Origin of the sequence: Enterobacter sp. S-33, from assembly GCF_028735835.1 — a bacterium.
Taxonomy (GTDB): domain Bacteria; phylum Pseudomonadota; class Gammaproteobacteria; order Enterobacterales; family Enterobacteriaceae; genus Enterobacter; species Enterobacter vonholyi.
The window spans coordinates 426653-452765 of sequence record NZ_CP117838.1; the positions used below are offsets into that span (position 1 = coordinate 426653).

General features: G+C 55.9%; 26 protein-coding genes. 16 read left to right on the forward strand and 10 right to left on the reverse strand.

Annotation, left to right across the window (positions count from 1 at the left end; translation table 11 throughout):
* The first annotated feature begins 29 nt into the window (after positions 1–29).
* The 7 genes from hflK to rlmB all read left to right on the forward strand — a co-directional run bounded on the left by hflK (position 30) and on the right by rlmB (position 7861).
* The gene (hflK, locus tag PUP35_RS02000; protein WP_133293628.1) at positions 30–1286 is read left to right on the forward strand and encodes an FtsH protease activity modulator HflK; all 1257 of its coding nucleotides are present in this window, start codon (positions 30–32) and stop codon (positions 1284–1286) included.
* 2 nt (positions 1287–1288) lie between these two features.
* Positions 1289–2293: a protease modulator HflC gene (hflC, locus tag PUP35_RS02005; RefSeq protein ID WP_111965392.1), complete on the forward strand. Its 1005-nt coding sequence runs from the start codon at positions 1289–1291 to the stop codon at positions 2291–2293.
* Positions 2294–2364: 71 nt separating this feature from the next.
* Positions 2365–2562 (forward strand): DUF2065 domain-containing protein, encoded by a 198-nt coding sequence (locus PUP35_RS02010; protein WP_274241831.1) that lies wholly within the window; start codon positions 2365–2367, stop codon positions 2560–2562.
* A 104-nt stretch (positions 2563–2666) separates the two neighbouring features.
* Entirely contained in the window at positions 2667–3965 is a 1299-nt protein-coding gene (locus tag PUP35_RS02015) for an adenylosuccinate synthase (RefSeq protein WP_006178975.1), read from the forward strand.
* Positions 3966–4157: 192 nt separating this feature from the next.
* Entirely contained in the window at positions 4158–4583 is a 426-nt protein-coding gene (gene nsrR / locus PUP35_RS02020; RefSeq protein WP_111965420.1) for a nitric oxide-sensing transcriptional repressor NsrR, read from the forward strand.
* A 38-nt stretch (positions 4584–4621) separates the two neighbouring features.
* A complete protein-coding gene (gene rnr, locus PUP35_RS02025; RefSeq protein WP_274241832.1) occupies positions 4622–7063 on the forward strand; it encodes a ribonuclease R in 2442 nt (813 codons plus the stop codon).
* A gap of 66 nt (positions 7064–7129) precedes the next feature.
* The gene (gene rlmB, locus PUP35_RS02030) at positions 7130–7861 is read left to right on the forward strand and encodes a 23S rRNA (guanosine(2251)-2'-O)-methyltransferase RlmB (protein ID WP_274241833.1); all 732 of its coding nucleotides are present in this window, start codon (positions 7130–7132) and stop codon (positions 7859–7861) included.
* An 82-nt stretch (positions 7862–7943) separates the two neighbouring features.
* On the opposite strand, the gene PUP35_RS02035 is transcribed toward rlmB, so the two are convergent.
* Positions 7944–9218 (reverse strand): MFS transporter, encoded by a 1275-nt coding sequence (locus PUP35_RS02035; protein ID WP_274241834.1) that lies wholly within the window; start codon positions 9216–9218, stop codon positions 7944–7946.
* A 194-nt stretch (positions 9219–9412) separates the two neighbouring features.
* Here PUP35_RS02035 and PUP35_RS02040 point away from each other — a divergent pair, with 194 nt between their 5' ends.
* Complete coding sequence (locus PUP35_RS02040) at positions 9413–11035, forward strand: isovaleryl-CoA dehydrogenase (RefSeq protein WP_274241835.1); 1623 nt, start codon at positions 9413–9415, stop codon at positions 11033–11035.
* On the opposite strand, the gene PUP35_RS02045 is transcribed toward PUP35_RS02040, so the two are convergent.
* The 3 genes from PUP35_RS02045 to bsmA all read right to left on the reverse strand — a co-directional run bounded on the left by PUP35_RS02045 (position 11032) and on the right by bsmA (position 13889).
* Entirely contained in the window at positions 11032–12963 is a 1932-nt protein-coding gene (locus tag PUP35_RS02045) for a methyl-accepting chemotaxis protein (protein WP_274241836.1), read from the reverse strand. The genes PUP35_RS02040 and PUP35_RS02045 overlap by 4 nt on opposite strands.
* Positions 12964–13135: 172 nt before the next feature.
* Complete coding sequence (yjfN, locus tag PUP35_RS02050) at positions 13136–13423, reverse strand: DUF1471 family protease activator YjfN (protein ID WP_111965386.1); 288 nt, start codon at positions 13421–13423, stop codon at positions 13136–13138.
* Positions 13424–13559: 136 nt separating this feature from the next.
* Positions 13560–13889, reverse strand: coding sequence for a biofilm peroxide resistance protein BsmA (gene bsmA / locus PUP35_RS02055; protein WP_111965385.1), 330 nt, complete (start codon positions 13887–13889; stop codon positions 13560–13562).
* Between the two features lie 137 nt (positions 13890–14026).
* Here bsmA and yjfP point away from each other — a divergent pair, with 137 nt between their 5' ends.
* Entirely contained in the window at positions 14027–14749 is a 723-nt protein-coding gene (gene yjfP, locus PUP35_RS02060) for an esterase (protein ID WP_274241837.1), read from the forward strand.
* Between the two features lie 167 nt (positions 14750–14916).
* On the opposite strand, the gene yjfY is transcribed toward yjfP, so the two are convergent.
* Entirely contained in the window at positions 14917–15192 is a 276-nt protein-coding gene (gene yjfY, locus PUP35_RS02065; protein WP_010427445.1) for a DUF1471 family protein YjfY, read from the reverse strand.
* 341 nt (positions 15193–15533) lie between these two features.
* Here yjfY and rpsF point away from each other — a divergent pair, with 341 nt between their 5' ends.
* The 4 genes from rpsF to rplI are packed head-to-tail and all read left to right on the forward strand — an operon-like array spanning position 15534 to position 16973.
* On the forward strand, positions 15534–15929 hold the full coding sequence (gene rpsF, locus PUP35_RS02070; protein WP_014068637.1) for a 30S ribosomal protein S6: 396 nt from the start codon (positions 15534–15536) through the stop codon (positions 15927–15929).
* 6 nt (positions 15930–15935) lie between these two features.
* Complete coding sequence (gene priB / locus PUP35_RS02075; protein ID WP_008502895.1) at positions 15936–16250, forward strand: primosomal replication protein N; 315 nt, start codon at positions 15936–15938, stop codon at positions 16248–16250.
* A 4-nt stretch (positions 16251–16254) separates the two neighbouring features.
* On the forward strand, positions 16255–16482 hold the full coding sequence (rpsR, locus tag PUP35_RS02080; protein ID WP_000135199.1) for a 30S ribosomal protein S18: 228 nt from the start codon (positions 16255–16257) through the stop codon (positions 16480–16482).
* A 41-nt stretch (positions 16483–16523) separates the two neighbouring features.
* A complete protein-coding gene (rplI, locus tag PUP35_RS02085) occupies positions 16524–16973 on the forward strand; it encodes a 50S ribosomal protein L9 (RefSeq protein ID WP_024907318.1) in 450 nt (149 codons plus the stop codon).
* A gap of 68 nt (positions 16974–17041) precedes the next feature.
* On the opposite strand, the gene PUP35_RS02090 is transcribed toward rplI, so the two are convergent.
* Positions 17042–17680 carry an OapA family protein gene (locus PUP35_RS02090; protein ID WP_271369014.1) on the reverse strand — a complete coding sequence of 213 codons (639 nt, stop codon included), beginning with the start codon at positions 17678–17680 and terminating at the stop codon, positions 17042–17044.
* Between the two features lie 233 nt (positions 17681–17913).
* Between PUP35_RS02090 and fklB the strand changes: the two genes are divergently transcribed.
* Positions 17914–18534 (forward strand): FKBP-type peptidyl-prolyl cis-trans isomerase, encoded by a 621-nt coding sequence (gene fklB / locus PUP35_RS02095; RefSeq protein ID WP_274241838.1) that lies wholly within the window; start codon positions 17914–17916, stop codon positions 18532–18534.
* 311 nt (positions 18535–18845) lie between these two features.
* Complete coding sequence (gene cycA / locus PUP35_RS02100; RefSeq protein ID WP_115876619.1) at positions 18846–20255, forward strand: D-serine/D-alanine/glycine transporter; 1410 nt, start codon at positions 18846–18848, stop codon at positions 20253–20255.
* Positions 20256–20350: 95 nt separating this feature from the next.
* On the opposite strand, the gene ytfE is transcribed toward cycA, so the two are convergent.
* On the reverse strand, positions 20351–21013 hold the full coding sequence (ytfE, locus tag PUP35_RS02105; RefSeq protein WP_115876618.1) for an iron-sulfur cluster repair protein YtfE: 663 nt from the start codon (positions 21011–21013) through the stop codon (positions 20351–20353).
* Between the two features lie 244 nt (positions 21014–21257).
* On the opposite strand from ytfE, the gene PUP35_RS02110 reads away from it, so the two are divergent.
* Positions 21258–22907: a methyl-accepting chemotaxis protein gene (locus PUP35_RS02110; protein WP_111965380.1), complete on the forward strand. Its 1650-nt coding sequence runs from the start codon at positions 21258–21260 to the stop codon at positions 22905–22907.
* Between the two features lie 79 nt (positions 22908–22986).
* Here PUP35_RS02110 and PUP35_RS02115 read toward each other — a convergent pair whose 3' ends face one another.
* From PUP35_RS02115 to PUP35_RS02125, 3 genes are all read right to left on the reverse strand, one after another.
* The gene (locus PUP35_RS02115) at positions 22987–23952 is read right to left on the reverse strand and encodes a DMT family transporter (protein WP_274241839.1); all 966 of its coding nucleotides are present in this window, start codon (positions 23950–23952) and stop codon (positions 22987–22989) included.
* Positions 23953–24027: 75 nt separating this feature from the next.
* Positions 24028–24852, reverse strand: a complete 825-nt coding sequence (locus tag PUP35_RS02120) for an AraC family transcriptional regulator (protein WP_274241840.1) — start codon at positions 24850–24852, stop codon at positions 24028–24030.
* 48 nt (positions 24853–24900) lie between these two features.
* A complete protein-coding gene (locus PUP35_RS02125; protein ID WP_274241841.1) occupies positions 24901–25944 on the reverse strand; it encodes a GlxA family transcriptional regulator in 1044 nt (347 codons plus the stop codon).
* Positions 25945–26113 lie beyond the last annotated feature (169 nt).

Genomic DNA, 26113 nt, shown 5'->3' on the forward strand with positions numbered 1-26113 from the left:
CCCTTGCATAACAAATATGGAGCATATACATGGCGTGGAATCAGCCCGGTAATAACGGACAAGACCGCGACCCGTGGGGAAGCAGCAAACCTGGCGGCAACTCTGAGGGAAATGGCAACAAAGGTGGTCGCGAGCAGGGGCCGCCGGATCTGGATGATATCTTCCGCAAACTGAGCAAGAAGCTTGGTGGCCTTGGCGGAGGAAAAGGTTCTGGCTCGGGTGGCAATTCCACTCAGAGTACGCGCCCGCCAATGGGTGGCCGCGTAGTGGGCATCGTGGCCGCTGCGGTAGTCATCATCTGGGCAGCCAGCGGGTTCTACACCATTAAAGAAGCAGAACGCGGCGTAGTCACCCGTTTCGGTAAGTTCAGCCATCTGGTTGAGCCGGGTCTGAACTGGAAGCCAACCTTCATTGACGACGTGACCGCGGTAAACGTGGAATCCGTCCGTGAACTGGCCGCCTCCGGCGTGATGCTGACCTCTGACGAAAACGTGGTGCGCGTTGAGATGAACGTGCAGTACCGCGTGACCGATCCTGAGCGTTACCTGTTTAGCGTGACCAGCGCCGATGACAGCCTGCGTCAGGCGACTGACAGCGCCCTGCGTGGTGTCATCGGTAAATACACCATGGACCGTATCCTGACCGAAGGTCGTACCGTTATTCGTAGCGATACCCAGCGCGAGCTGGAAGAGACCATTCGTCCGTACAACATGGGTATCACCCTGCTGGACGTCAACTTCCAGGCTGCGCGTCCGCCGGAAGAGGTGAAAGCCGCATTTGACGATGCGATTGCTGCCCGTGAAAACGAACAGCAATACATCCGTGAAGCAGAAGCGTACACCAACGAAGTTCAGCCACGCGCTAACGGTCAGGCGCAGCGTATTCTGGAAGAAGCGCGCGCGTATAAGACCCAGACCATCCTGGAAGCACAGGGTGAAGTGGCTCGCTTTGCGAAGATCCTGCCTGAATACAAAGCGGCGCCGGAAATTACCCGTGAGCGTCTCTATATCGAGACCATGGAAAAAGTGCTGAGCCACACCCGCAAAGTGTTGGTTAACGATAGTAAAGGCGGAAACCTGATGGTGCTGCCGCTGGATCAGATGCTGAAGGGCAGTTCTGCACCGGCAGCAAAAGATACCAGCGGAGCGAACAACCTGCTGCGTCTGCCGCCAGCCTCAACAGGCAGCGCCAGCACGAACACAACGCCTTCTTCGAACGATGGTGACATTATGGACCAACGCCGTGCTAACGCGCAGCGTAACGACTACCAGCGTCAGGGGGAATAAGGATGCGTAAGTCAGTTATTGCGATCATCGTCATCGTACTGGTCGTGCTTTATACCTCGATCTTTGTGGTGAAAGAGGGCGAGCGTGGGATCAAGTTCCAGTTCAGCAGCGTCGTGCGTGATGGCGACAAACGCCCGGTGATTTACGAGCCGGGTCTGCACTTCAAGGTGCCGTTCATTCAGTCCGTAAAAACGCTTGATGCGCGTATCCAGACCATGGATAACCAGGCAGATCGTTTTGTGACCAAAGAGAAGAAAGACCTGATCGTTGATTCCTATATCAAATGGCGCATCAGCGATTTCAGCCGTTACTTCCTGGCAACGGGCGGCGGTGACGTTTCTCAGGCAGAAGTGCTGCTGAAACGTAAGTTCTCTGACCGTCTGCGTTCTGAGATTGGTCGTCTGGATGTGAAAGACATCGTGACCGACTCCCGTGGTCGTCTGACCCTGGAAGTTCGCGATGCGCTAAACTCCGGCACAGCGGGCACTGAAGATGAAGTTTCAACGCCGGCAGCAGACGATGCGATTGCCAAAGCGGCTGAACGTGTTCAGGCGGAAACCAACGGTAAAGTGCCGGTGATCAATCCGAACAGTATGGCTGCACTGGGTATCGAAGTCGTTGACGTGCGTATCAAGCAGATCAACCTGCCGGTGGAAGTGTCCGAGGCGATTTACAACCGTATGCGCGCCGAGCGTGAAGCGGTAGCCCGTCGTCACCGTTCACAGGGCCAGGAAGAGGCTGAGAAGCTGCGTGCTGCAGCAGACTACGAAGTCACCAAGACGCTGGCGGAATCTGAGCGCCAGGGCCGTATCCTGCGCGGTGAAGGTGATGCGGAAGCCGCGAAGCTGTTTGCTGATGCCTTCAGCCAGGATCCTGACTTCTATGCCTTTATCCGTAGCCTGCGTGCCTACGAGAATAGCTTCCAGAGCAGCCAGGATGTGATGGTGCTTAGCCCGGACAGCGATTTCTTCCGTTATATGAAGACGCCGACTAACGCAACGCGATAAACTCAGGCTCGTTTGAGTATTCAAACCACCGCTCTCAACGGAGCGGTGGTTTTCTTTTATAAGGAACAAAAATGAATTCAACGATCTGGCTCGCGCTGGCCCTGGTCCTGGTGCTTGAAGGCCTGGGACCGATGCTCTATCCACGCGGCTGGCGTCGAATGATCGCCACCATGAGCCAACTGCCGGATAATATTTTACGTCGTTTTGGCGGCGGTCTTGTGGTTGCGGGCATCGTGATCTACTACATGTTGAGGAAAACGATTGGCTGATCAAAAAGTAGGCGCAATCGGCGTATTTTGAGGTCAAAAAGTGCTGTATATCTGAAAAAGCGATGGTAGAATCCATTTTTAAGCAAACGGTGATTTTGAAAAAAATGGGTAACAACGTCGTCGTACTGGGCACCCAATGGGGTGACGAAGGTAAAGGGAAGATTGTTGATCTTCTGACTGAACGGGCTAAATATGTTGTGCGCTACCAGGGCGGTCACAACGCAGGCCATACTCTCGTAATCAACGGTGAAAAAACCGTCCTCCATCTTATTCCATCAGGCATTCTTCGCGAAAACGTCACCAGCATCATCGGTAACGGCGTTGTGCTGTCTCCAGCGGCGCTGATGAAAGAGATGAAAGGTCTGGAAGACCGTGGTATCCCTGTTCGTGAGCGTCTGCTGCTCTCCGAAGCCTGCCCGCTGATCCTGGATTATCACGTGGCGCTGGACGTAGCGCGTGAGAAAGCGCGTGGCGCGAAAGCGATCGGCACCACCGGTCGTGGTATCGGCCCGGCTTACGAAGATAAAGTTGCACGCCGCGGTCTGCGCGTGGGCGATCTCTTCGACAAAGCGACCTTCGCTGAAAAACTGAAAGAAGTGATGGAATATCACAACTTCCAGCTGGTGAACTTCTATAAAGCTGACGCTGTTGACTACCAGAAAGTGCTGGATGACGTCATGGCGATTGCAGACATTCTGACCGGTATGGTTGTTGATGTGTCCGATCTGCTGGACCAGGCGCGCAAGCGTGGCGATTTCGTCATGTTCGAAGGTGCGCAGGGTACGCTGCTGGACATCGACCACGGTACCTATCCGTACGTCACCTCCTCTAACACCACCGCGGGTGGCGTGGCGACCGGCTCTGGCCTGGGTCCACGTTATGTGGATTACGTCCTGGGCATCATCAAAGCGTACTCCACTCGCGTGGGTGCGGGTCCATTCCCGACCGAACTGTTTGATGAAACCGGCGAGTTCCTGTGCAAGCAGGGTAACGAGTTTGGCGCGACCACCGGTCGTCGTCGTCGTACCGGCTGGCTGGATGCGGTTGCAGTGCGTCGTGCTGTGCAGATCAACTCCCTGTCTGGCTTCTGCCTGACCAAGCTGGACGTACTGGACGGCCTGAAAGAAGTGAAAATCTGCGTCGGCTACCGTATGCCAGATGGCCGCGAAGTGACCACCACTCCGCTGGCTGCTGACGACTGGGAAGGCATTGAGCCAATCTACGAAACCATGCCGGGCTGGTCTGAGACCACCTTCGGTGTGAAAGAGCGTAGCGGCCTGCCGCAGGCGGCGCTGGATTACATCAAGCGCATTGAAGAACTGACCGAAGTGCCGATCGATATTATTTCTACCGGCCCGGATCGTACTGAAACGATGATCCTGCGCGACCCGTTCGACGCATAATCTTCGTGACTGCTGGCCTGCGGGGAGACCCGTAGGCCGGATAAGTGTAGCGCCATCCGGCGACCGCTCCTGGATCTCCGCTTTTTCGCCCCGTCTGTCAAATAAATTAGCCGCTAACTATCTGGCTGGTTTATCATCATTAATGAATATCTCTGCGGTTTGTCCGCGATTTCCCTTTTTCCTGAGGTTGATGTGCAGTTAACAAGTTTCACCGATTACGGCTTACGTGCGCTGATTTACATGGCGTCGTTACCCGAGGGGAAGATGACCAGTATCTCTGAAGTGACAGAGGTCTACGGCGTATCCCGTAATCATATGGTCAAAATAATCAATCAACTTAGTCGTGCCGGATACGTTGCTGCCGTCCGCGGGAAGAATGGTGGGATCCGTCTCGGTAAACCGGCACAGAGTATTCGTGTTGGCGATGTGGTACGTGAACTGGAGCCGCTGTCTCTGGTGAACTGCAGCAGCGAGTTCTGCCACATCACGCCCGCTTGCCGCCTGAAACAGGCGCTTTCTAAGGCCGTGCAAAGTTTTCTCATGGAACTGGATAACTACACGCTGGCCGATTTGGTTGAAGAGAATCAACCGCTTTATAAATTATTGCTGGTGGAATGAAGAAAATTTCCACCGGAGCTGACAACGGAGGAACCGACATGTCACACGATCCTTTCCAGGAACGCGAAGCCGAAAAATACGCGAATCCTATCCCCAGCCGCGAGTTCATCATTGAACACTTAACAAAACGCGAAAAACCCGCCAATCGTGAAGAACTTGCCGTTGAATTAAATATTGAAGGTGAAGAGCAGATTGAAGCCCTTCGCCGCCGCCTGCGCGCGATGGAGCGCGACGGGCAACTGGTCTTTACCCGCCGCCAGTGCTACGCGCTGCCGGAACGCCTCGATCTGCTGAAAGGGACCGTCATTGGTCACCGCGATGGCTTCGGCTTCCTGCGCGTGGAAGGCCGTAAAGACGATCTGTATCTCTCATCTGAACAGATGAAAATGTGCATCCACGGCGACCAGATCCTGGCACAGCCGCTGGGCGCCGACCGTAAAGGTCGCCGAGAAGCGCGCGTCGTGCGCGTTCTGGTGCCAAAAACCAGCCAGATTGTCGGCCGCTACTTTACCGACGCGGGCGTTGGGTTCGTGGTGCCGGACGACAGCCGTCTGAGCTTCGACATCCTGATCCCACCTGAAGAAGTGATGGGCGCCCGCATGGGCTTTGTGGTGGTGGTGGAACTTACCCAGCGCCCAACCCGTCGCACCAAAGCGGTAGGTAAAATCGTCGAAGTGCTGGGCGATAATATGGGCACCGGCATGGCCGTTGATATGGCGCTGCGCACCCACGAAATTCCGTACATCTGGCCGAAAGCGGTTGAAGAGCAGATCGAAAGCCTGCGTGAAGAAGTGCCGGAAGAATCCAAAGTGGGCCGCGTGGATCTCCGCTCCCTGCCGCTGGTTACGATCGACGGTGAAGACGCCCGTGACTTCGATGACGCCGTCTACTGCGAGAAAAAACGCGGCGGCGGCTGGCGTCTGTGGGTCGCTATTGCAGACGTAAGCTACTATGTTCGTCCGCACACTCCGCTGGATAACGAAGCGCGCAGCCGCGGTACCTCGGTCTACTTCCCGTCCCAGGTCGTGCCGATGCTGCCGGAAGTGCTCTCTAACGGCCTGTGTTCCCTGAACCCGCAGGTTGATCGCCTCTGTATGGTTTGCGAGATGACCATCTCCACCAAAGGGCGCTTAACCGGCTACAAGTTCTACGAAGCGGTGATGAGCTCGCACGCGCGTCTGACCTATACCAAGGTCTGGCATATGCTGCAGGGCGACCAGGATCTGCGCGAACAGTACGCGCCGCTGGTCAAACACATCGAAGAGCTGCATAACCTCTACAAAACGCTGGATCAGGCGCGCGAAGAGCGCGGCGGGATCTCGTTTGAGAGTGAAGAAGCGAAATTTATCTTCAACGCCGAGCGCCGCATTGAGCGTATCGAACAGACCCAGCGTAATGATGCGCACAAGCTGATCGAAGAATGTATGATTCTGGCGAATATCTCGGCGGCACGCTTCGTTGAGAAAGCCAAAGAGCCTGCGCTGTTCCGTATCCACGATAAACCGTCGACGGAAGCCATCACCGCGTTCCGCTCCGTGCTGGCTGAACTGGGCCTGGAGCTGCCGGGCGGCAACAAGCCAGAGCCGCGCGATTACGCCGAGCTGCTGGAATCCATTAGCGATCGTCCTGATGCAGAAATGCTGCAGACGATGCTGCTGCGCTCAATGAAGCAGGCGATTTACGATCCGGAAAACCGCGGACACTTCGGCCTGGCGCTGCAGTCTTACGCCCACTTTACGTCGCCGATCCGTCGTTATCCTGACCTCTCCCTGCACCGTGCGATCAAGTATCTGCTGGCGCAGGAGCAGGGCCATAAAGGGAACACCACTGAAACCGGTGGCTACCACTATTCGATGGAAGAGATGCTGCAGCTGGGTCAGCACTGCTCCATGACCGAACGCCGTGCCGATGAAGCCACCCGCGACGTTGCGGACTGGCTGAAGTGTGACTTTATGCTGGACCAGGTGGGTAACGTGTTTAAAGGCGTGATTGCCAGCGTGACCGGCTTTGGCTTCTTCGTTCGTCTGGATGAACTGTTTATCGACGGTCTGGTGCACGTCTCCAGCCTGGATAACGACTACTACCGCTTCGACCAGGTCGGCCAGCGTCTGATCGGCGAATCTGGCGGCCAGACCTATCGTCTGGGCGACCGCGTGGAAGTGAAGGTTGAGGCCGTGAATATGGACGACCGTAAAATCGACTTCAGCCTGATCTCCAGCGAGCGCGCCCTGCGTAACGTCGGTAAAACCGAGCGCGAAAGAGCGAAAAAAGGCGGAAACGGCAAAACGAGCGGCAAGCGCCGTCAGGCCGGTAAGAAGGTGAACTTCGAGCCGGACAGCGCGTTCCGCGGTGAGAAGAAGCAGAAGCCGAAGGCGGCGAAGAAAGAAGCCCGTTCAGCGAAGAAACCTTCCGCGAAGACACAGAAAATAGCGGCCGCCACCAAAGCGAAGCGCGCGGCCAAGAAAAAGCAGGCGGAGTAAAATCTCCCCTCATCCTGACCCTCTCCCCAACGGGGGGAGGGGAAATACTTATTACGAGAACCATCAATGAGTGAAATGATTTACGGCATCCACGCGGTGCAGGCCCTTCTCGAGCGCGCACCGGAGCGTTTTCAGGAAGTGTTTATTCTGAAAGGGCGTGAAGATAAACGTCTGATGCCGCTGATCCATGCCCTGGAAGCGCAGGGTGTGGTGATCCAGCTGGCGAACCGCCAGTTTCTGGATGAAAAAAGTGAAGGCGCGGTGCACCAGGGCATTATTGCCCGCGTGAAGCCGGGCCGTCAGTATCAGGAAAACGATCTGCCGGATCTGATCGCTGAGCTGGATAACCCATTCTTCCTGATCCTCGATGGCGTAACCGATCCGCACAACCTCGGCGCGTGTCTGCGCAGCGCGGATGCGGCGGGCGTGCATGTGGTGATCGTGCCGAAAGATCGCTCCGCGCAGCTGAACGCGACGGCGAAGAAAGTGGCCTGCGGCGCGGCGGAAAACGTTCCGCTGATCCGCGTGACCAACCTGGCGCGCACCATGCGTCTGCTGCAGGAAGAGAACATCTGGATCGTCGGTACCGCCGGTGAAGCAGATCATACCCTGTATCAGAGCAAAATGACCGGCCGTCTGGCGCTGGTGATGGGGGCGGAAGGTGAAGGCATGCGTCGTCTGACCCGCGAGCACTGCGATGAGCTGATCAGCATCCCGATGGCGGGCAGCGTGTCCTCCCTGAACGTGTCTGTTGCGACGGGTATTTGCCTGTTTGAAGCGGTGCGTCAGCGTAGCTGATTTTCGCCCGGTGGCGCTTCGCTTACCGGGCCTACGGTTTTGTAGGCCGGGTAAGGCGAAGCCGCCACCCGGCAAAACAACCTCACTCCTCTAACGACCGCAAATGGTCATCCTTCCTCAGAGTCATCAGCGCGAAAATACTCACCACCGCCGTTGCCATCACGTAATACGCCGGAATATCCAGGTTGCCCGTCTGCTTAATCAGCCCGGTAATGATTAACCCTGCGCATCCCGAGAAAATCGCGTTCGATAACGAGTAGGCCAGCCCCAGCCCGGTATAGCGCACGCGCGTCGGGAACATCTCAGAGAGCATCGCCGGGCCTGGCCCCGCCAGCATGCCCACCAGACCGCCCGCAATTAATACCACTATCGCTTTCACCGCCAGCGTGCTGGACTCCGCCTGCAGAAGTTTCAGCAGCGGCAGGGCGAGGATCAGCAGCAGCGCGGTGGCGATAATCATCACCGTGCGACGCCCGATCCTATCGCTCAGGATCCCCGACGGAATGATGGTTAGCGCAAACCCAATGTTCGAAATCACCGCGATCAGCAGCGCCTGGTTAAACCCGGTGTGTAGCGCCGACTGCAGATAGGTCGGCATAATCACCAGGTAAGTGTAACCCGCCGCAGACCAGACCATTACGCGCCCAATCCCCATCACGATGGCCCGGAGCGTGGCGGCAATATCCGCCTTAGCGACAGCCGGTTTGTCCTGCTGCTGCACAAAGCTGGGCGTCTCCTCCATGCTGACGCGAAGCCACAGCGCAACAGCGCCCATGGGCAGCGCCAGGAAGAAAGGAATGCGCCAGCCCCAGTCGTGCAGGGCTTCAGGCGTGAGGAGGGCGGAGAGCAGCGCCACGATGCCTGCGCCCGCTAACAAGCCCAGCGCCACGGTAAAGGACTGCCACGCGCCGTAGAGGCCGCGCCTGCCGCGCGGGGCGAACTCCGTCATCAGCGAGACCGCACCGCCGTACTCGCCGCCGGCGAACAGTCCCTGCAGGATGCGAAGCAGCGTAACGATCAGCGGTGCGGCAATGCCGATGCTGGCATAGACCGGCACAATGCCGATGGCGGCGGTGGCCAGCGTCATGAGCACCAGCACAATAATGAGCGTCGGCTTACGGCCAATTCGGTCACCGATGCGGCCAAACACCACCGCGCCCAGCGGACGGAAGAAGAAGGCGATGGCGAATGAGGCGTAGGTGAGGATCAGGCTGGTGAGTCCCGCTTCCCCTTCAAGCTGGAAGAAGTTCTTCGCAATGACGGTCGCCAGAAAACCGTAGACCGCAAACTCATACCACTCGATAAAGTTACCAATGGAGCCGGCAATTAATGCTCGCTTGTGCGCATCCGGTTGCATAACTTTCCTCACTGAAAGGGGGGGAGAATAAATTATTCAACAAAAGCGGAGTCATGAAATAGTTTATTCTTATGTTCTGTGAGCTATTTCACGAATGATATCAGCGGGATCGTGAACGTGTGACTCCCCTCCCATGCAGCGCGTGCGCGGTCTGTCCATACTTATCGTCATTGCCACTGAAGGAGGGAGACAGTATGCACTGGCAGACCCATACCGTTTTCAATCAACCCGCACCGCTTTCCAACAGCAACCTTTTCCTTTCGGACTGCGCGCTGCGTGACGCAGTTTCGCGCGAGGGGGCCGAGTGGGATGTTGAGCTGCTCGCCAGCATCGGGCAGCAGTTAGGTACCGCAGAGTCGCTGGAGCTGGGCAGGCTGGCGAACGTGAATCCGCCGGAGTTGCTTCGCTATGACGCCACCGGAGAGCGCCTGGATGACGTTCGCTTTCACCCGGCGTGGCACCTGCTGATGCAGGGGCTGTGTGCCAATCGGGTGCATAACCTGGCATGGGAAGAGGAGGCGCGTAAAGGGTCGTTTGTCGCGCGGGCCGCACGCTTTGTGCTTCATGCTCAGGTGGAAGCGGGCACGCTTTGCCCGGTCACCATGACGTTTGCCGCCACGCCGCTCCTGCAGCAGGCGCTTCCCAAAATATTTCACGACTGGCTGACGCCGCTGCTCAGCGATCGCTACGATCCGCATCTGGCTCCTGGCGCGCAAAAGCGCGGCCTGCTGATCGGTATGGGGATGACGGAAAAACAGGGCGGCTCGGACGTGCTGAGCAACACCACCAAAGCGGAAAAATGCAGCGACGGCAGCTACCGGCTGGTGGGGCATAAATGGTTTTTCTCCGTCCCGCAAAGCGATGCGCATCTGGTGCTGGCACAGGCGAAGGGCGGGTTGTCCTGCTTTTTTGTGCCGCGCTTTTTACCTGACGGACAGCGCAACGCCGTGCGTCTTGAGCGCCTCAAGGACAAGCTCGGGAACCGCTCCAACGCCAGCAGCGAGGCGGAGTTCCTCGATGCCTCCGGCTGGCTTCTGGGGGAAGAGGGCGAAGGGGTACGGCAGATCCTCAAAATGGGCGGTCTGACGCGCTTTGACTGCGCGCTGGGCAGCCACGGACTGATGCGTCGGGCGCTGTCCGTGGCGCTGTACCATGCGCATCAGCGCCAGACCTTCGGCAAAAATCTTATCGATCAGCCGCTCATGCGCGAAGTGCTAAGCCGGATGGCGCTGGTGCTGGAGGGGCAAACGGCGCTGCTGTTTCGCCTGGCGCGGGCGTGGGATAAACGCACGGATCCGCAGGAGGCGGCATGGGCGCGGCTGTTTACCCCGGCCGCGAAGTTTAGCGTGTGCAAAGCGGGCATCCCGTTTGTCGCGGAGGCGATGGAGGTGCTGGGCGGGATCGGATATTGCGAAGAGAGCGAACTTCCCCGCCTGTACCGAGAGATGCCGGTGAACAGTATCTGGGAAGGTTCAGGAAATATCATGTGCCTGGACGTGCTGCGCGTGCTGGCGAAGCAGCCGGGGATTCACGATCTGCTTGCCGATGAGTTTGCACAGGTAAAAGGGCAGGACAGACACTTCGACCGCAGCTGGCGACAGCTTCAGCAAAAACTGCGTAAACCGCAGGAGGCGCAGGGGCGGGAGATCGCGCAGCAGCTTTTCCTGCTGGGTGCCGGGAGCGAAATGCTGCGGCACGCGTCGCCTCCGGTGGCGCAGGCGTGGTGCCGCATGATGCTCGATACCCGTGGCGGCACGCTGATGAGCGAGCAGGTGCAAAGCGACCTGCTGCTGCGTGCGACGGGCAGAGTTGGCTAGCCTTTTAGCTGGAACAGACTCACCAGCTGGGCCAGATGTGATCCCTTCTCGCGCAGCGTTTGAGCCGTTTGTTCGCTGCGTGAGATGCGATCCGCATTGATATGCGACGCTTCGCCAATGTGGGTCATGGCGAGATTAACCTGGCCAATCCCTGCGGACTGCTCGCGTGAGGCATGGTTAATCTCGGTGACCAGCTGGCTGATGTTATCGATATGAATGATGATGTCATCCATCGCCAGGCGGGTCTTTTCAGACAGCGCATGGCCCTCACTCACTTTTCTGAGCGTATCGCCAATCAGCTGTTCAATCTCCTTCACCGCGTTAGCGCTGCGTCCCGCCAGGGCGCGAACTTCCTGCGCGACTACCGCAAACCCTTTTCCGTGCTCACCCGCGCGGGCCGCTTCCACTGCCGCATTCAGCGCCAGAATATTGGTCTGGAAAGCGATGGATTCGATCACGCGCGTGATGTCTTCGATGCGTTTTGACGCTTCGCGAATATCGTCCATGGTCGACACCGCGTGGGTGACCGTCTCACCGCCCTGATGGACCGCGAGCGAGGTTTCACCGACCAGCTGCTGCGTTTGCTCCATGTTGGCGGCATTTTGCTGCACGGTGGCGGCCAGCTGCTCCATGCTGGCGGAGGTCTCTTCCACGCTGCTCGCCTGCTTGTTGATCTGCTCTGAAATCTCGCCGGTGTCGGCGGCCAGCGCGTTGGTGCCCAAATGGATCTCGCCAGCGGCCTCGCGGACCTGCAGGACAATTTTTTGCAGGCCGCCGCCGATGCCGTTGATGGCGTCGATCAGCTGGCCGACTTCGTCCTGGCGCGTCACGGGCAGGCTGGAACGGAGATCCCCTGCGGCATATTGCCGGGCAAGATGGATCACTTTGCGCAGCGGTCGGGTCAGCACGCGGCGAATAAGAATCACGAACAGGCCAGCAAACAGGATGGATAAGACCACGCCGGCCAGCAGGAAGCGATCGCGCATGGCGGTAACGCTTGAAAGCAGCACCGATTTATCCACTTCGCCGACGATAGTCCAGTTCCAGCCTGGCAGCGGGGTATAGGCCATTTTCAGCGTGCGGCCGTCGTCGCTTACGCGTTCCAGCGTGCCGGGCTTGTCACTCAAAAGCTGTTGCTGCGTCGCGCCGTCCCACTTCGGCAGCTGTCCCTCTTCACCGGCATGGAACAGGTATTGCCCGCGCGTTTTGCCGTTGCTGCGATCCAGCACGAAGAAGTGGCCGCTCTCGCCCAGGCGGCGGGTGAGGATTTTCTCGCGCATGACGTTCCAGGAATGCGTAATGTCCACGCCAACAAAGACGATCGCAATGACCTGGCCTTCGGCGTTTTTAACCGGCTGATACTGGGTGATATAGCGTTTGCCAAACAGCAGCGCCAGGCCACGGTAGACTTCCCCTCTGTTGACGGCGGCAAAGGCCGGGCTGGTGGTATCCAGCACGGTGCCCATCGCCCGCTCGCCGTTCTCTTTGCGCAGGGAGGTGGCGACGCGAACAAAGTCGTTACCGCTGCGTACAAACAGCGTGGAGATTGCTCCCGTACGGCTCAGAAAATCATCGGAAAAAGAGGTATTTTCATGGAGTTCAGCGTCTCCCCCTTTCAGTAGGGGTACGGTGAGCCCGTTAATGGTCCGGGGCTGCTGAGTATCGACGCTAAAAGGCTGGGGCAGAAATGTCGTAAACAGTTTGGTGTAGCTTTCGACTTCTTCGCTCAGGCTGGTATTAAACATCTGCACCATGTCGACCATGCCTGTGGACTGATTATGCAGATCTTCGACGGCGAGGGCTTCAAGCTGCTGGCTGGCTTTTTGACTGAGCAGAAAAGTGAAAAGCAGAAACAGCGTGGCGACACTGATGCCCGTAAGCAGCGACAGCTTTGCCCCCAGGCCTGCACGGCGAAAAACGTTGATCATAAATTGCTCATCATTGAAAAGGTATGGTTCTTCAACGGCAGAGCGGGGATTACGTTTACTGAATTAATGTAACAAAATGTTATTTTCTTGTTATTGATTGGTTTTTCATACGATAAAAGATTTGCAAAAACGAAAAGCCACTAAAAATAAGTGGCTTTTATCAGGAGGGATATTACACGTAAAGAATGGCCTGTACTCGCCAGTGGTCGATGTGGTGATCTTCCTGCATCTGGATGATGCGATACCATGAAGCACCCTGCTCATCGGCCTTTAATGCCACAACGCGTTCAACGTCCTGCGGGCTCCCCGAGATATTATTCACGGAGATCTGGCCAATTTCATTCAGGCCAGTCACACAGTCAGCACTGGCGAATTCTGCTGACTGCGCGGTGGTGCTCACCAGGCCTGCTGAGAGCAACAGAGAGGTCAAAGCAAGAGTTCGTTTCATCGTCAGCTCCATTTCACATATCTCCGGTATCCGCCGGGCAATCCTTCGCGAATAAACTCCCTTCCATTGACGCGGGCATGGAGTTTATTGTGGACAGGAAAATGTCTATGGACGCAAAGCAGTGTAAATCTCGTTCAAAGGAAAACCATTATTTACGGTACAAAATGGCCTGTGAATACCACTGTCCCGTTATGATGGTTTCGTCGATCATAATGATGACGTAATAATCTGCTTTGGCGGCGACGGCCTGTGCTTTTATTGCCGCTTCTGCGTCATCCGGGGAGCCGCGTACCAGCGCGGAAATCGTGCCCATTCGTTGTAATCCTTCCGTCTGATTACGACGAATCTCCTGTGGATGATCGGCGACCGGTGGAGCGGGTTGCGGCGTTCCCTGCAGCGCGCTACAGCCACTGAGCAGAAACACCAGCACTAAAGCAGCAAACCTGCGCATAACCATATCTCGTTTCCTGATAGCCATAGTGTAGTTGTCTGTGAATTTAGTTTTGGGGGAATGTTCCCGAAGTGTTATCTGGGACGTATATTTCGAATGAAAATGACGTGAAAGCGTAACCCAGTTCTCAACATTATGAATCATACATTCGCACAGGGTCGACAATGATTGAAATTGAAATACGCCACCTCGGCGACCATGAAATTTTACACGCGATGCCAGCGGGTAAACGTGATAAACCGCTGCCTGTTGTGGTTTTTTATCATGGGTTTACCTCATCGAAGCTGGTTTACAGTTATTTTGCCGTCGCGCTGGCGCAGGCGGGGTTTCGGGTAGTGATGCCTGATGCACCCGACCACGGTGCACGCTTTTTGGGTAACGAACAGGCGCGTCTTGGGCAGTTCTGGCACACTCTGCACGGGAGTCTGACCGAGTTTGCCGGGGTGCGCGATGCGCTGTATAAGGCAGGGCTGGTGGCCGACAATCGTCTGGCTGTCGCCGGGGCGTCGATGGGCGGTATGACGGCGCTGGGGATTATGACGCATCATCCGGAAGTGAAGTCGGTCGCCTGCCTGATGGGCTCGGGCTATTTTACGTCGCTGGCGAAGACGCTCTTTCCCCCTAAGGAATTAGCGGAAATCACCGCGACGCTCGAAGAGTGGGATGTGTCCCGGTCATTGCCGCGCGTGGCCGATCGCCCACTGCTGCTATGGCACGGTGATGCGGATGATGTGGTCCCGCCCGAGGGAACCTTCCGTCTGCAGCAGGCGTTAATGAATGAAGGACTGGACGGTAATCTGACCTGCCTGTGGGAACCTGGCGTCCGCCACCGCATCACGCCAGCGGCGCTGGACGCCACGGTGGCATTTTTCCGCCAGTACCTTTAAATGCGCAGCACCTTAACTCCCTGATCTTCCAGCTTCTGGAGGAGCTCAGGGGGGCTTATGCCGATGGTATTCCGGAGCCTTTCTCAAAAAAAAGCCCCCGGGCAGGGGGCAACGTCAACTATGGCTATGTTCTCGTTGTTGGCTTTCCTGGTGCTAGCGTTAAAGCGTTATCGGTAAATATCTGCACTGGCGTGCATGTTGCCGTTGCTGCCGGGCTCACGGGTTAACATGACGTGGTAATAGGTTGCGCCCTGCGCATCGGTTTCTTCGTTTAGGGCCTGATCTGCTTCACTTTCCGTGGCGAAATTATGATTGATGTAAATGACGCCCAAGCTTTGCACATCATCCATGTTTCTGGCCTGTCGGCTGTCTATCTTGATGGCTGCCATCGCGTTTGCACTGAGCAAAAGCGCCGCCATTATGGCTAATGCGATTTTTTTCATGATATGCGCTCCACGACTACGTGCTGCGAGAGGGGGGATGCTCCTTCTTTAATTCAGGTGATTTCTGATTAAAGTGTAATCACTCATCCAGCGGGGATGCGTGACCATTTCTGATGCAGTTGTTCAAAAAAACAACGCTTCCGGATGTGACCAATTTTAAATCACCTACTTAGACCCGCTTCGCGCTTTGTGCGAATTATTTGTGCAATCAGCTTGAGTTTCCAGGGGCGCGCAAGTATTATGACGCGTCAATTTTTCAGCCGACCTTTAACACGTTCCTTGCCTCCCCGGGCCTCGGCTGACCCAGACAGGAGGCTGAATAATCCGTAAGGAGCAATTCGATGCGTCATTACGAAATCGTTTTTATGGTCCATCCTGACCAGAGCGAACAGGTTCCGGGTATGATCGAGCGTTACTCTGCTGCCATCACTGGTGCAGAAGGTACGATCCACCGTCTGGAAGACTGGGGCCGCCGTCAGCTGGCTTACCCGATCAACAAACTGCACAAAGCACACTACGTTCTGATGAACGTTGAAGCGCCGCAGGAAGTTATCGATGAGCTGGAAACTACCTTCCGCTTCAACGATGCCGTTATCCGCAGCATGGTTATGCGTACCAAAAACGCAGTTACCGAAGCATCTCCGATGGTTAAAGCGAAAGACGAGCGCCGTGAGCGTCGCGATGATTTCGCAAACGAAACCGCAGATGATTCTGATGCTGGGGATTCTGAAGAGTAATTTCTGATGACCAACCGTCTGGCGTTGTCCGGCATCGTATGCAGGGCTCCCCTTCGAAAGGTCAGTCCATCAGGAATTCCGCATTGCCAGTTCGTGCTTGAGCATCGTTCTGTGCAAGAGGAAGCCGGGTTTCACCGGCAGGCGTGGTGCCAAATGCCCGTTATTATTAGCGGACACGAAAACCAGGCCATTACTCACAGTTTAACGGTCGGTAGCGCAGTAATCGTTCAGGGGTTCATCTCTTGCCACAAGGCAAAGAACGGCCTGAGCAAAATGGTTCTGCATGCCGAGCAGATTGATTTGATAGATTCTGGAGACTAGCCATATGGCACGTTATTTCCGTCGTCGCAAGTTCTGCCGTTTCACCGCGGAAGGCGTTCAAGAGATCGACTATAAAGATATCGCAACGCTGAAAAACTACATCACCGAAAGCGGTAAGATTGTCCCAAGCCGTATCACCGGTACTCGTGCAAAATACCAGCGTCAGCTGGCTCGCGCTATCAAACGCGCTCGCTACCTGTCCCTGCTGCCGTACACTGATCGTCATCAGTAATCGGGCACGGTCCATTAATACGACTTTAAGAGGATAAGGTAATGCAAGTTATTCTGCTTGATAAAGTAGCAAACCTGGGCAGCCTGGGTGATCAGGTTAACGTTAAAGCGGGTTACGCACGTAACTTCCTGGTTCCACAGGGTAAAGCTGTTCCAGCTACCAAGAAAAACGTAGAGTTTTTCGAAGCACGTCGCGCTGAACTGGAAGCCAAACTGGCTGACGTTCTGGCGGCTGCTAACGCTCGCGCTGAAGCAATCAACGCACTGGGCACCGTTACCATCGCGTCTAAATCAGGCGACGAAGGTAAACTGTTCGGTTCCATCGGTACCCGCGATATCGCTGATGCAGTAACTGCTGCAGGCGTTAAAGTGGCTAAGAGCGAAGTTCGTCTGCCGAACGGCGTTCTGCGTACCACTGGTGAGCACGAAGTTGACTTCCAGGTTCACAGCGAAGTGTTCGCTAAACTGGTTGTTAACGTTGTAGCTGAGTAATTTTTTACTCTGCTCACGTTGAAACGCCGGCCTTGTGCCGGCGTTTTGCTTTTTACAGCTCCGGGCCCTTAACGCGCCCTGATAAAACTGCCGTCTGGCTGGCGGGTAAACAGCACCTGTTGTCCGTTTCCTGTATCAATCGTTAATCCTGTCACCACACCGCTGGCATTCTGACGAACCTGCACCATCTGTCCATTCTGCAGGTTACTGAGCGGCTTACCTGCACCTTCCACCTTCGCCATGGCATACACGTCGGTTGGCGGCAGGTTATGGTCGCGGAACAGCTGTGCCAGGGTTTTGCCCGGCTCCACGCGATAGGAACGCCACTGTTGCTCGATGCCGGTAGGCTGTTGCGTCTGAGGCTGAGCGGCGGCTTGATCCTGTGGTTGTTCATCCTGAATGGGCTCTGGCTCAACCGGTGCAACCTGACCCGGATCGTTAGACGGGGTGACAAGCTGCGTTTGCATCGGCTGTGCGTCAGGCTGCGGTCGCGTCTGCGACTGAATGTCCAGTTGGGCATTCCGGGTAACGGGTACGGTATCGACATCATTGCTCCCGGAAGGAAGCAGGAAGCCCACGATCACCATCAGCGCGCCAATGATAATCCCTCTGCGATGCAGAGGAGGCAGCGGGTCCATGATGCGAAAATTGTCCGGCGCCTGCCAGATTTTCGCCAGGGTAGGTTTCAGTTCAAATCGCCCGGGCATGGCACTCCTCCTGCTCCGCGTCTTTTTTATCCTGTGTTCCGAAGTATAGTTTGCTAACTGCCTGAACGGCGTAGCAAACCCGACATCCGTGACATCAGTTCGGGATTAATCCTGGTTATCTCTATTGTTTCTGTTTCGTCGCGGTTTGTCACCTTAACTTCAGACAAAGTTTTACCCATAAGGGCATGGCTGATATGCTGCCCGCTACTTTAAATGTGATGGAAGGAAAACCCATGACCACCCCGACTTTTGACACTATCGAAGCGCAGGCAAGTTACGGTATCGGCTTGCAGGTAGGACAGCAGCTGAGCGAATCCGGCCTGGAAGGTCTGTTACCAGAAGCGCTGGTGGCGGGTATCGCTGACGCACTGGAAGGCAAACAGCCTGCCGTTCCGGTTGACGTTGTGCACCGTGCGCTGCGTGAAATCCACGAGCGTGCTGACGCCGTGCGTCGCGCACGCTTTGAAGAGATGGCCGCCGAAGGTGTGAAATATCTGGAAGAGAACCGTGAGCGTGAAGGCGTGAACAGCACCGAGTCTGGTCTGCAGTTCCGCGTGATCAATCAGGGTGACGGCACAATCCCGGCGCGTACCGACCACGTTCGCGTACACTACACCGGTAAGCTGATCGACGGTACCGTGTTCGACAGCTCCGTGGCGCGCGGCGAACCGGCTGAGTTCCCGGTGAACGGCGTTATCGCAGGCTGGATTGAAGCGCTGACCCTGATGCCAGTCGGTTCCAAATGGGAACTGACTATTCCGCATAACCTGGCCTACGGCGAGCGCGGCGCTGGTGCGTCCATCCCGCCATTCAGCACCCTGGTCTTTGAAGTCGAGCTGCTGGAAATTCTGTAATCGACTTTTCTTATTTCCTCTCTCCGGTTGGGGAGAGGAAAATAGTGTAAAAACCTATAGTTATGGTGCAATCAACATTTTATCTTGCAAACGAAACTGTTGCGTGTATTTTTGTGAGCTGTTTCGCGCTGCATGAGTGATATGACACTCACTTTCAACATATTATTAACATAATATCTAAATCATAGTATTCATCCCGCCGATTCTTACCTAATATCGATTAGCCCTTACAAGGGAACGTCATCTTTTGACGTATTTAAAGGCCAGAAGAGCCTTAACAACACAGACAGGCATAAACAGGAAAATATCACATGGTAGATCAGGTTAAAGTCGTCGCCGACGAAGGGGCGTCGTCTGAACAGTCGCTACGGCGCAATCTCACAAACCGTCATATTCAGCTCATTGCCATCGGGGGTGCCATCGGTACCGGGCTGTTTATGGGGTCAGGCAAAACTATTAGTCTCGCCGGGCCGTCAATCATATTCGTTTATATGATTATCGGTTTTATGCTGTTCTTCGTGATGCGTGCAATGGGTGAACTGCTGCTCTCGAACCTCGAATACAAATCCTTTAGCGACTTCGCTTCTGACCTGCTCGGGCCGTGGGCGGGCTATTTCACCGGCTGGACCTACTGGTTCTGCTGGGTTGTCACCGGTATGGCGGACGTCGTGGCGATTACCGCCTACGCGCAGTTCTGGTTCCCGGGTCTGTCGGACTGGGTCGCCTCGCTGGCGGTTATTGTTCTGCTGCTGAGCCTGAACCTCGCCACCGTTAAAATGTTCGGTGAGATGGAGTTCTGGTTCGCGATGATCAAAATCGTGGCCATTGTCGGGCTCATCGTGGTGGGCCTGGTGATGGTGCTCACCCACTTCCAGTCACCAACCGGCGTTCAGGCATCGTTTACCCATCTGTGGAATGACGGCGGCTGGTTCCCGAAAGGTATTAGCGGCTTCTTTGCCGGCTTCCAGATCGCGGTATTTGCGTTCGTGGGCATTGAGCTGGTGGGCACGACGGCAGCGGAGACCAAAGATCCCGAGAAGTCTCTCCCGCGCGCGATAAACTCTATTCCGCTGCGTATCATCATGTTCTACGTCTTCGCGCTGATCGTCATTATGTCCGTGACGCCGTGGAGCTCCGTGGTGCCAACCAAGAGCCCGTTCGTTGAGCTGTTCGTGCTGGTAGGCCTGCCTGCTGCCGCGAGCCTGATTAACTTCGTGGTGCTGACCTCTGCGGCATCTTCCGCGAACAGCGGCGTGTTCTCCACCAGCCGTATGCTGTTTGGCCTGGCGCAGGAAGGCGTAGCGCCGAGCGCGTTCGCCAAGCTCTCTAAGCGTGCCGTACCGGCAAAAGGGCTGACCTTCTCCTGCATGTGCCTGCTGGGCGGCGTGGTGATGCTCTACGTGAACCCAAGCGTGATTGGCGCGTTCACCATGATCACCACGGTCTCAGCGATCCTGTTTATGTTCGTCTGGACCATCATCCTCTGTTCATATCTGGTGTACCGCAAGCAGCGCCCACATCTGCATGAGAAATCGATCTACAAGATGCCGCTGGGCAAGCTGATGTGCTGGGTGTGTATGGCGTTCTTCGTCTTCGTGCTGGTTCTGCTGACGCTGGAAGATGATACCCGTCAGGCACTCATCGTCACGCCGCTGTGGTTTATCGCGCTGGGGCTGGGCTGGGTGTTTATCGGTAAGAAACGTATGGCAGGCGTACGGTAAAAGCAAAACGGCAACTTCGGTTGCCGTTTTTAGTTTTTGCACCCTCTCCCGTGGCAGAGGGGCGGGGTGGGGGCATCAGGCCGCAGCGGCCTTTTTTATTCCCCCGCTAATGCCCGCGGGAACAGAACGTTGTTCTCGAGACTGATGTGTTCCATCAGGTCGTCAATCATCTCGTTAATGCCGTTGTACATCGCTTTCCACGTTGTGCACGCTTCTGCCGGCGGCGTAACGTTGTGGGTGGTGTGTTTGATCACTTCCAGCAGTTCGCCCGCGTCATCATGCTCGCTTTCCATCACGCTGATGGGCCCCATCGCCTGGCTTCCCATACCCTGTTTAATCATCGGGAAGAGGATCTGCTCTTCCTTCATCATGTGGCTTGAAAGCTCTTCGTGCAGCAGGGTCAGGTACTTTGCCAGACCGCGCGGTACGGTAGGTTTGTCGGCATGGACGCGCTCGACTTTGGTCGCCTGAAGAATCAGTTCCGGCAGTTGCTCACGGTGACGGTCATGATAACGCACGATGATATGGTCGATGATTTCCGCGAGCGGGGCGGTTCGCCAGTCTTTGTCGATGGGCTGCTCGGCCAGCTGCGCCAGCTCTGCTTCAATAACCTCAACGTCCAGCTCTTTGCGTGAGGCCGCACGCTCCAGTGTTTGCTTACCGCCGCAGCAGTAGTCCATATCGTATTTACGGAACAGCGCAGAAGCGCGAGGAATGGAGAGCGCCAGCTCGCCAAGGGGTTGGTCGCGAAAGGCCATAGCAGTTACCTCGTCATCAATATTATAAGGTGCATATTAAATGCATCTTTAGGCCAGCGCTATAACCCTTTAGAGGGAAGGGGGAAAGTGAGATGTGGATCACAAAAAAATCCCACTTTTAACTCTCTGAATGGGCTCAGGAAAGTGGTTTCGAAACTTTTTAAAGGTGGAGGAACAGTAAACAACCCGCCGCGCCTGCCGATATATCCACGTCAGACAAACCTGCATATAACAAAGGCAACGCATGTTTAAACGTATAAAAGTCATTACCCTTCTGATTTCGGTGCTGCTTGTGCTCGGCATCATGCAAGTGATTTCCGCTGGTATCTTTATCAACGCCCTGAATAACGATAAAGATAACTTCACCGTGTCGCAGCTCTCCAGCAAGAACGTGGCGGAGTTTACCGATGCGTGGATCAGTCTGAACCAGGCTCGCGTCACCCTGAACCGCGGGATGCTGCGCCTGCAAAGCAGCATGGCCTCACAAATTAACGGCGGTCAGCTGAATGAGCTGGTGACCACGGCGAAAAATCTGCTGACTGAAGCGCAGGTTCATTACGATAAATACTATGCCCTGCCGAACACGCCAGGCCTGGATGAGAACCTGACCAACCAACTCGAAGAGCAGTACCGCATTTACTCTGCAACGCTGACGCAAATGAACGTTCTGCTGAGCCAGGGCAATCTGGAAGATATGTTCAAGCAGAATGCCGAACAGAAACAAAACGCGATGCAGACGGTATATCGTGAATGGCGCGAAGCGCAGGCAATGCTTACCGATAAAGGCATCCAGGACAATGAAAGCGACTACAAGCGCATCCTGTGGATCCTCTCTGCGGTTATGCTGCTGGTGATTGTGGTGATTATCTCCAGCTGGATCGCCATGCGCCGCGTGCTGCTGCTGCCTCTTGAAGAGGTGATTAACCATATTCGCGCTATTGCTGCAGGCGATCTCACCCAGCCGATTCAGGCAGACGGTAATAATGAAATGGCCATCCTTGCGCGCAACGTTCAGGAGATGCAAACCTCGCTGGCGAACACCGTGGGCGTGGTGCGTGAAGGTGCGGATACCATTTACACCGGTGCAGGCGAAATCTCTGCAGGCAGTAACGATCTCTCTTCCCGCACCGAGCAGCAGGCCGCGTCTCTGGAAGAGACGGCAGCCAGCATGGAACAGCTGACGGCGACCGTGAAGCAGAACGCTGATAACGCGCGTCAGGCTTCCCGTCTGGCACTGGATGCCTCCTCAACGGCGAAGAAGGGCGGTAACGTGGTTGAAGGCGTCGTGCGGACGATGGACGAAATCGCCACCAGTTCCAGCAAAATTGCGCAAATTACTAACGTGATCGACGGCATTGCTTTCCAGACGAATATCCTGGCGTTGAACGCGGCGGTGGAAGCCGCGCGTGCGGGCGAGCAGGGCCGTGGTTTTGCAGTTGTGGCAGGCGAAGTGCGTACTCTTGCCCAGCGTAGCGCCCAGGCGGCGAAAGAGATTAAAGCGCTGATCGACGATTCCGGTGAACGCGTGAACGCGGGCTCTCAGCTGGTTAACGAAGCCGGGGAGACGATGGCAGAGATCGTCAATGCGGTCACCCGCGTCACCGACATCATGGGCGAAATTGCTTCGGCCTCTGACGAGCAGAGCCGTGGTATCGATCAGGTGGGCCAGGCGGTAGCCGAAATGGACCGCGTGACCCAGCAGAACGCCTCGCTGGTGGAGGAGTCTGCGGCCGCGGCGGCGGCGCTGGAAGATCAGGCTGCACGCCTGAACGAAGCGGTGGCGGTGTTCAAAATTACCCGCAACCAGGCGGTAAAAGCGGCGCCGGTAAAAACCTATGTGCCAAAAGCGCAGCCTGTCGCGGCGGCGTCTGAAGGGAACTGGGAAACGTTTTAAGGGCTTGCCCGGTGGCGGCTACGCCTTACCGGGCCTACGGTTTTGTAGGCCCTGCAAGCGCAGCGCCGCCGGGCAATACTCACATCTCCGATGCCGGAACAACCCTCGGTTTTTCCGGCTTCGCTCTCACCGCCATCACTACCCCCACCACCAACAGCACGATCCCACAGGTCGTGAACAGCGGCGGTACGCTCTGGCGCATCAGAAAGGTATAAAGCAGTCCGGCCAGGGTTTCGAAGACAATCAGCGGCCCTAATATCACCGTCGGCAGCTTCTGGCTGGCAATATTCCAGCACAGCGCGCCCACCCATGAACACAGCACGGCGATCGCCACCATCAGGCCGATAAACACCCACGGTCTTGGCCCGAAAGGCTGGGCGAAGTCCGGCTGCTGATGGCCCAGCCAGAGGCATGCGCCGAGATACCCTACGACTGATACGGGCAGCGTGACCAGCGCCTGCGCCGTGGCCCACATCATCGGGTGCTTGTCCGGGTTCTCCCGCAGCCAGCGCGCGTTGCGCAGGGCATACCATGCCCAGCACGCCACGGAAATGAACGCCAGCAGAATACCAGAACCGTAACGCCACAGGTCAACATTCGCCTGGCCATGACGCAGCTCGGCAATATTGACGCATATCAGCCCCAGGGCAGTGCAGACCAGCGCCGGCGCCATTTTAGACCACGCCAGTTTGCCATCGCGCTGGCTGTAGAGCAGGTTAGCAAAGACGGGGATGACGACCGGCAGCGTGCCGATAATCATGGTCGATACCGGCGCACCGGTACGCTGAATGGCGCTCGCGAGGCAAACGTAATAGATAAGATTGCCCATCATGGTCAGCGCCAGCGCGGTACCCCAGTCCTGACGGCTGAGCTGACGCAAGCGCGCGCGTCCCAGCCACGCCAGAGGCAGGGCAATCAGCCCCAGCGCCAGATAACGTCCGGTCGACTGCAATATTGCCGGATACTCGGGCACGATCAGCGGGCCGACGAAAATCAGACCCCACATCATCCCGGCCAGCAGGGCATACAACACTCCACTAATCATTTTTCCATCCACAGGTATTTACGCTATATGCAGTGTAGGAGGGGAAAATACGCGCGTATTGTATGAGATTGCGCATTAGCGCCGGATGACCTGCTTCTGGTAGCGCACGGGCGTAATGCCGTAGCGGCGGGTAAACGCGCGGGTGAGATGCGACTGATCGGTCAGCCCGGTTGCGGCGGCGACCTCTGCGGCGGGCATGCCGTGCGTGAGGAATGCTTTGGCGCGCCAGAGGCGAATGGCCATCAGCATCTGATGTGGCGTCACGTGAAAATGGGCTTTGAACTGGCGCTGAAAATGATACGGGCTGAGTGAAACGACGCTGGCCAGCTCGTCCAGCGTCAGGGGGTACATGTAGTTGTCGTGCAGGTACTCGCGTACGCGTTCGAAGCGGTGCGCGCCTTCCTGGACCTGCGGCGCGTGATGGGCCAGAGGCTGGAAGGTCTCAATCAGATCCAGCAGTAATCCTTTTTGCGCAAGCGGATCGTCCGTGTGCCACAGGCCGTAAATCAGCCTGCCGATTTGCTGTGAGCGCAACGGGTCATGGCGGGTCACGTCGCTAAACCACCAGTGCCTGAGGCCGGTCACCTCTTCAAGCAGAGCGGGTTCGATATAGACCATCCGGTAGCGCCAGCCGCCCTCGGTGGCGGATTCACCGGTGTGGATCTCGTCCGGGTTCATGGTGACGACGGATTTTTCCGCCGCGAGATGCTGGCTACCGCGATAGCGAAAGCGTTCGGCACCGGTTTCAATCGTGCCGATCCCGAAGGCTTCATGGGTGTGAGGCTCAAAGGCGTAGTCAGAAATGTGCGCGTGGTACAGCTCCAGGCCCGGCAGCTGCGCCAGATGGCGAAAGCGCGCTCTGTCTCTTTCATCATTAAACTGTTCCGGTACGCCTTGCACGTTGAACCTCCTCGTGGTCATCTTTTCATTATCAGAGATGACCGGCGTTTATGCACTAAACATCTTTGCCCGGACGGTCTTACGGTAATCCCCCGGTGAAACCGTTGTTTTATGCTTAAACTGGCGATTAAAGTGCGCAATATCCTGATATCCCACCGCATTGGCGATCTCCTGAATGCACAGATTGGTGGATTGCAGCATTGTCATGGCGGATTCAATTCTGGCGGTTAATAAATACTGCAGGGGAGACATGTCGGTGGCATTTTTAAAGCGACGGTTGAAGTTGCGCAAACTCATGCCAGCCATATCGGCAAGATTCTGCATGGATATATCCGAGGCGCAGTTGGCTTTTATCCAGGTTTGAATTTGAACAATATCTTCATCCGGATGCGGTTTGTTTTCTTCACTGTAACACTGGCGATCGAACTGACTACGAATTTCATGGAAAAATGTCCGTTGAGTATGTGTGGCTACACGTTTCCCGTATATCGTTTCGATAAAATGAATCGTCAGATCTGACAGGGCCTTAACGCTGGCGGCACAGTAAATATTATCGGCCTGCGTGAGAAAATGTTTGGTTTGTAATTTTACGCTGGGGTAGTCGCGCGAGAATTGTTTGAAGTAGTGCCAGTGGGTGGTGGCGGGCTTTCCGTTGAGCAATCCCGACTCCGCCAGAAAACAGCAGCCCGTTCCGACGGCAGCGATACGGGTTCCTCGCACAGCCTGCTCGGTCAACCATTTCAGAAGTTCAGGCTTTTGTCTGACCACTGCTCGAGGGTTGCGCCACAGGGCAGGAAGATAGATAACGTCATAGTGCCTGTCTGCGGCAAGCGTGGTATCGGCGGTAATGCTAAAGCCACTTTGCGTCAGGATGGGCTCGTTATTTATGCCAATAGTATGAACTTTCAGTATATTCTCCGGACGACAGGGCCTGAACGCAGATGTCTCCGTTTTGTGCGTGTCTGCGTGGGATGTTGTTTTTTGCTCGGCTAAATAGCTGCTGGCTGCGGCTTTCCACATTTCAATCGGCAGACTGAGACCGGAACTTAGCATGCGTTCACATAACACAAATCCAATTTGTGTATTTGTCATTTTCGATTAATACCTGTTTTGACTATTATTTTTGGTGACTCATCGTTGCCCTAGCCAAAAAAGTCAGCATTTTGGCTGGATTTTCATATTAGCTTTTGTCGGTAATTTGTAAACTAATATCTGAAATTATCGCACTTGCACAAAATAAATCCACGACCACTACAGGATG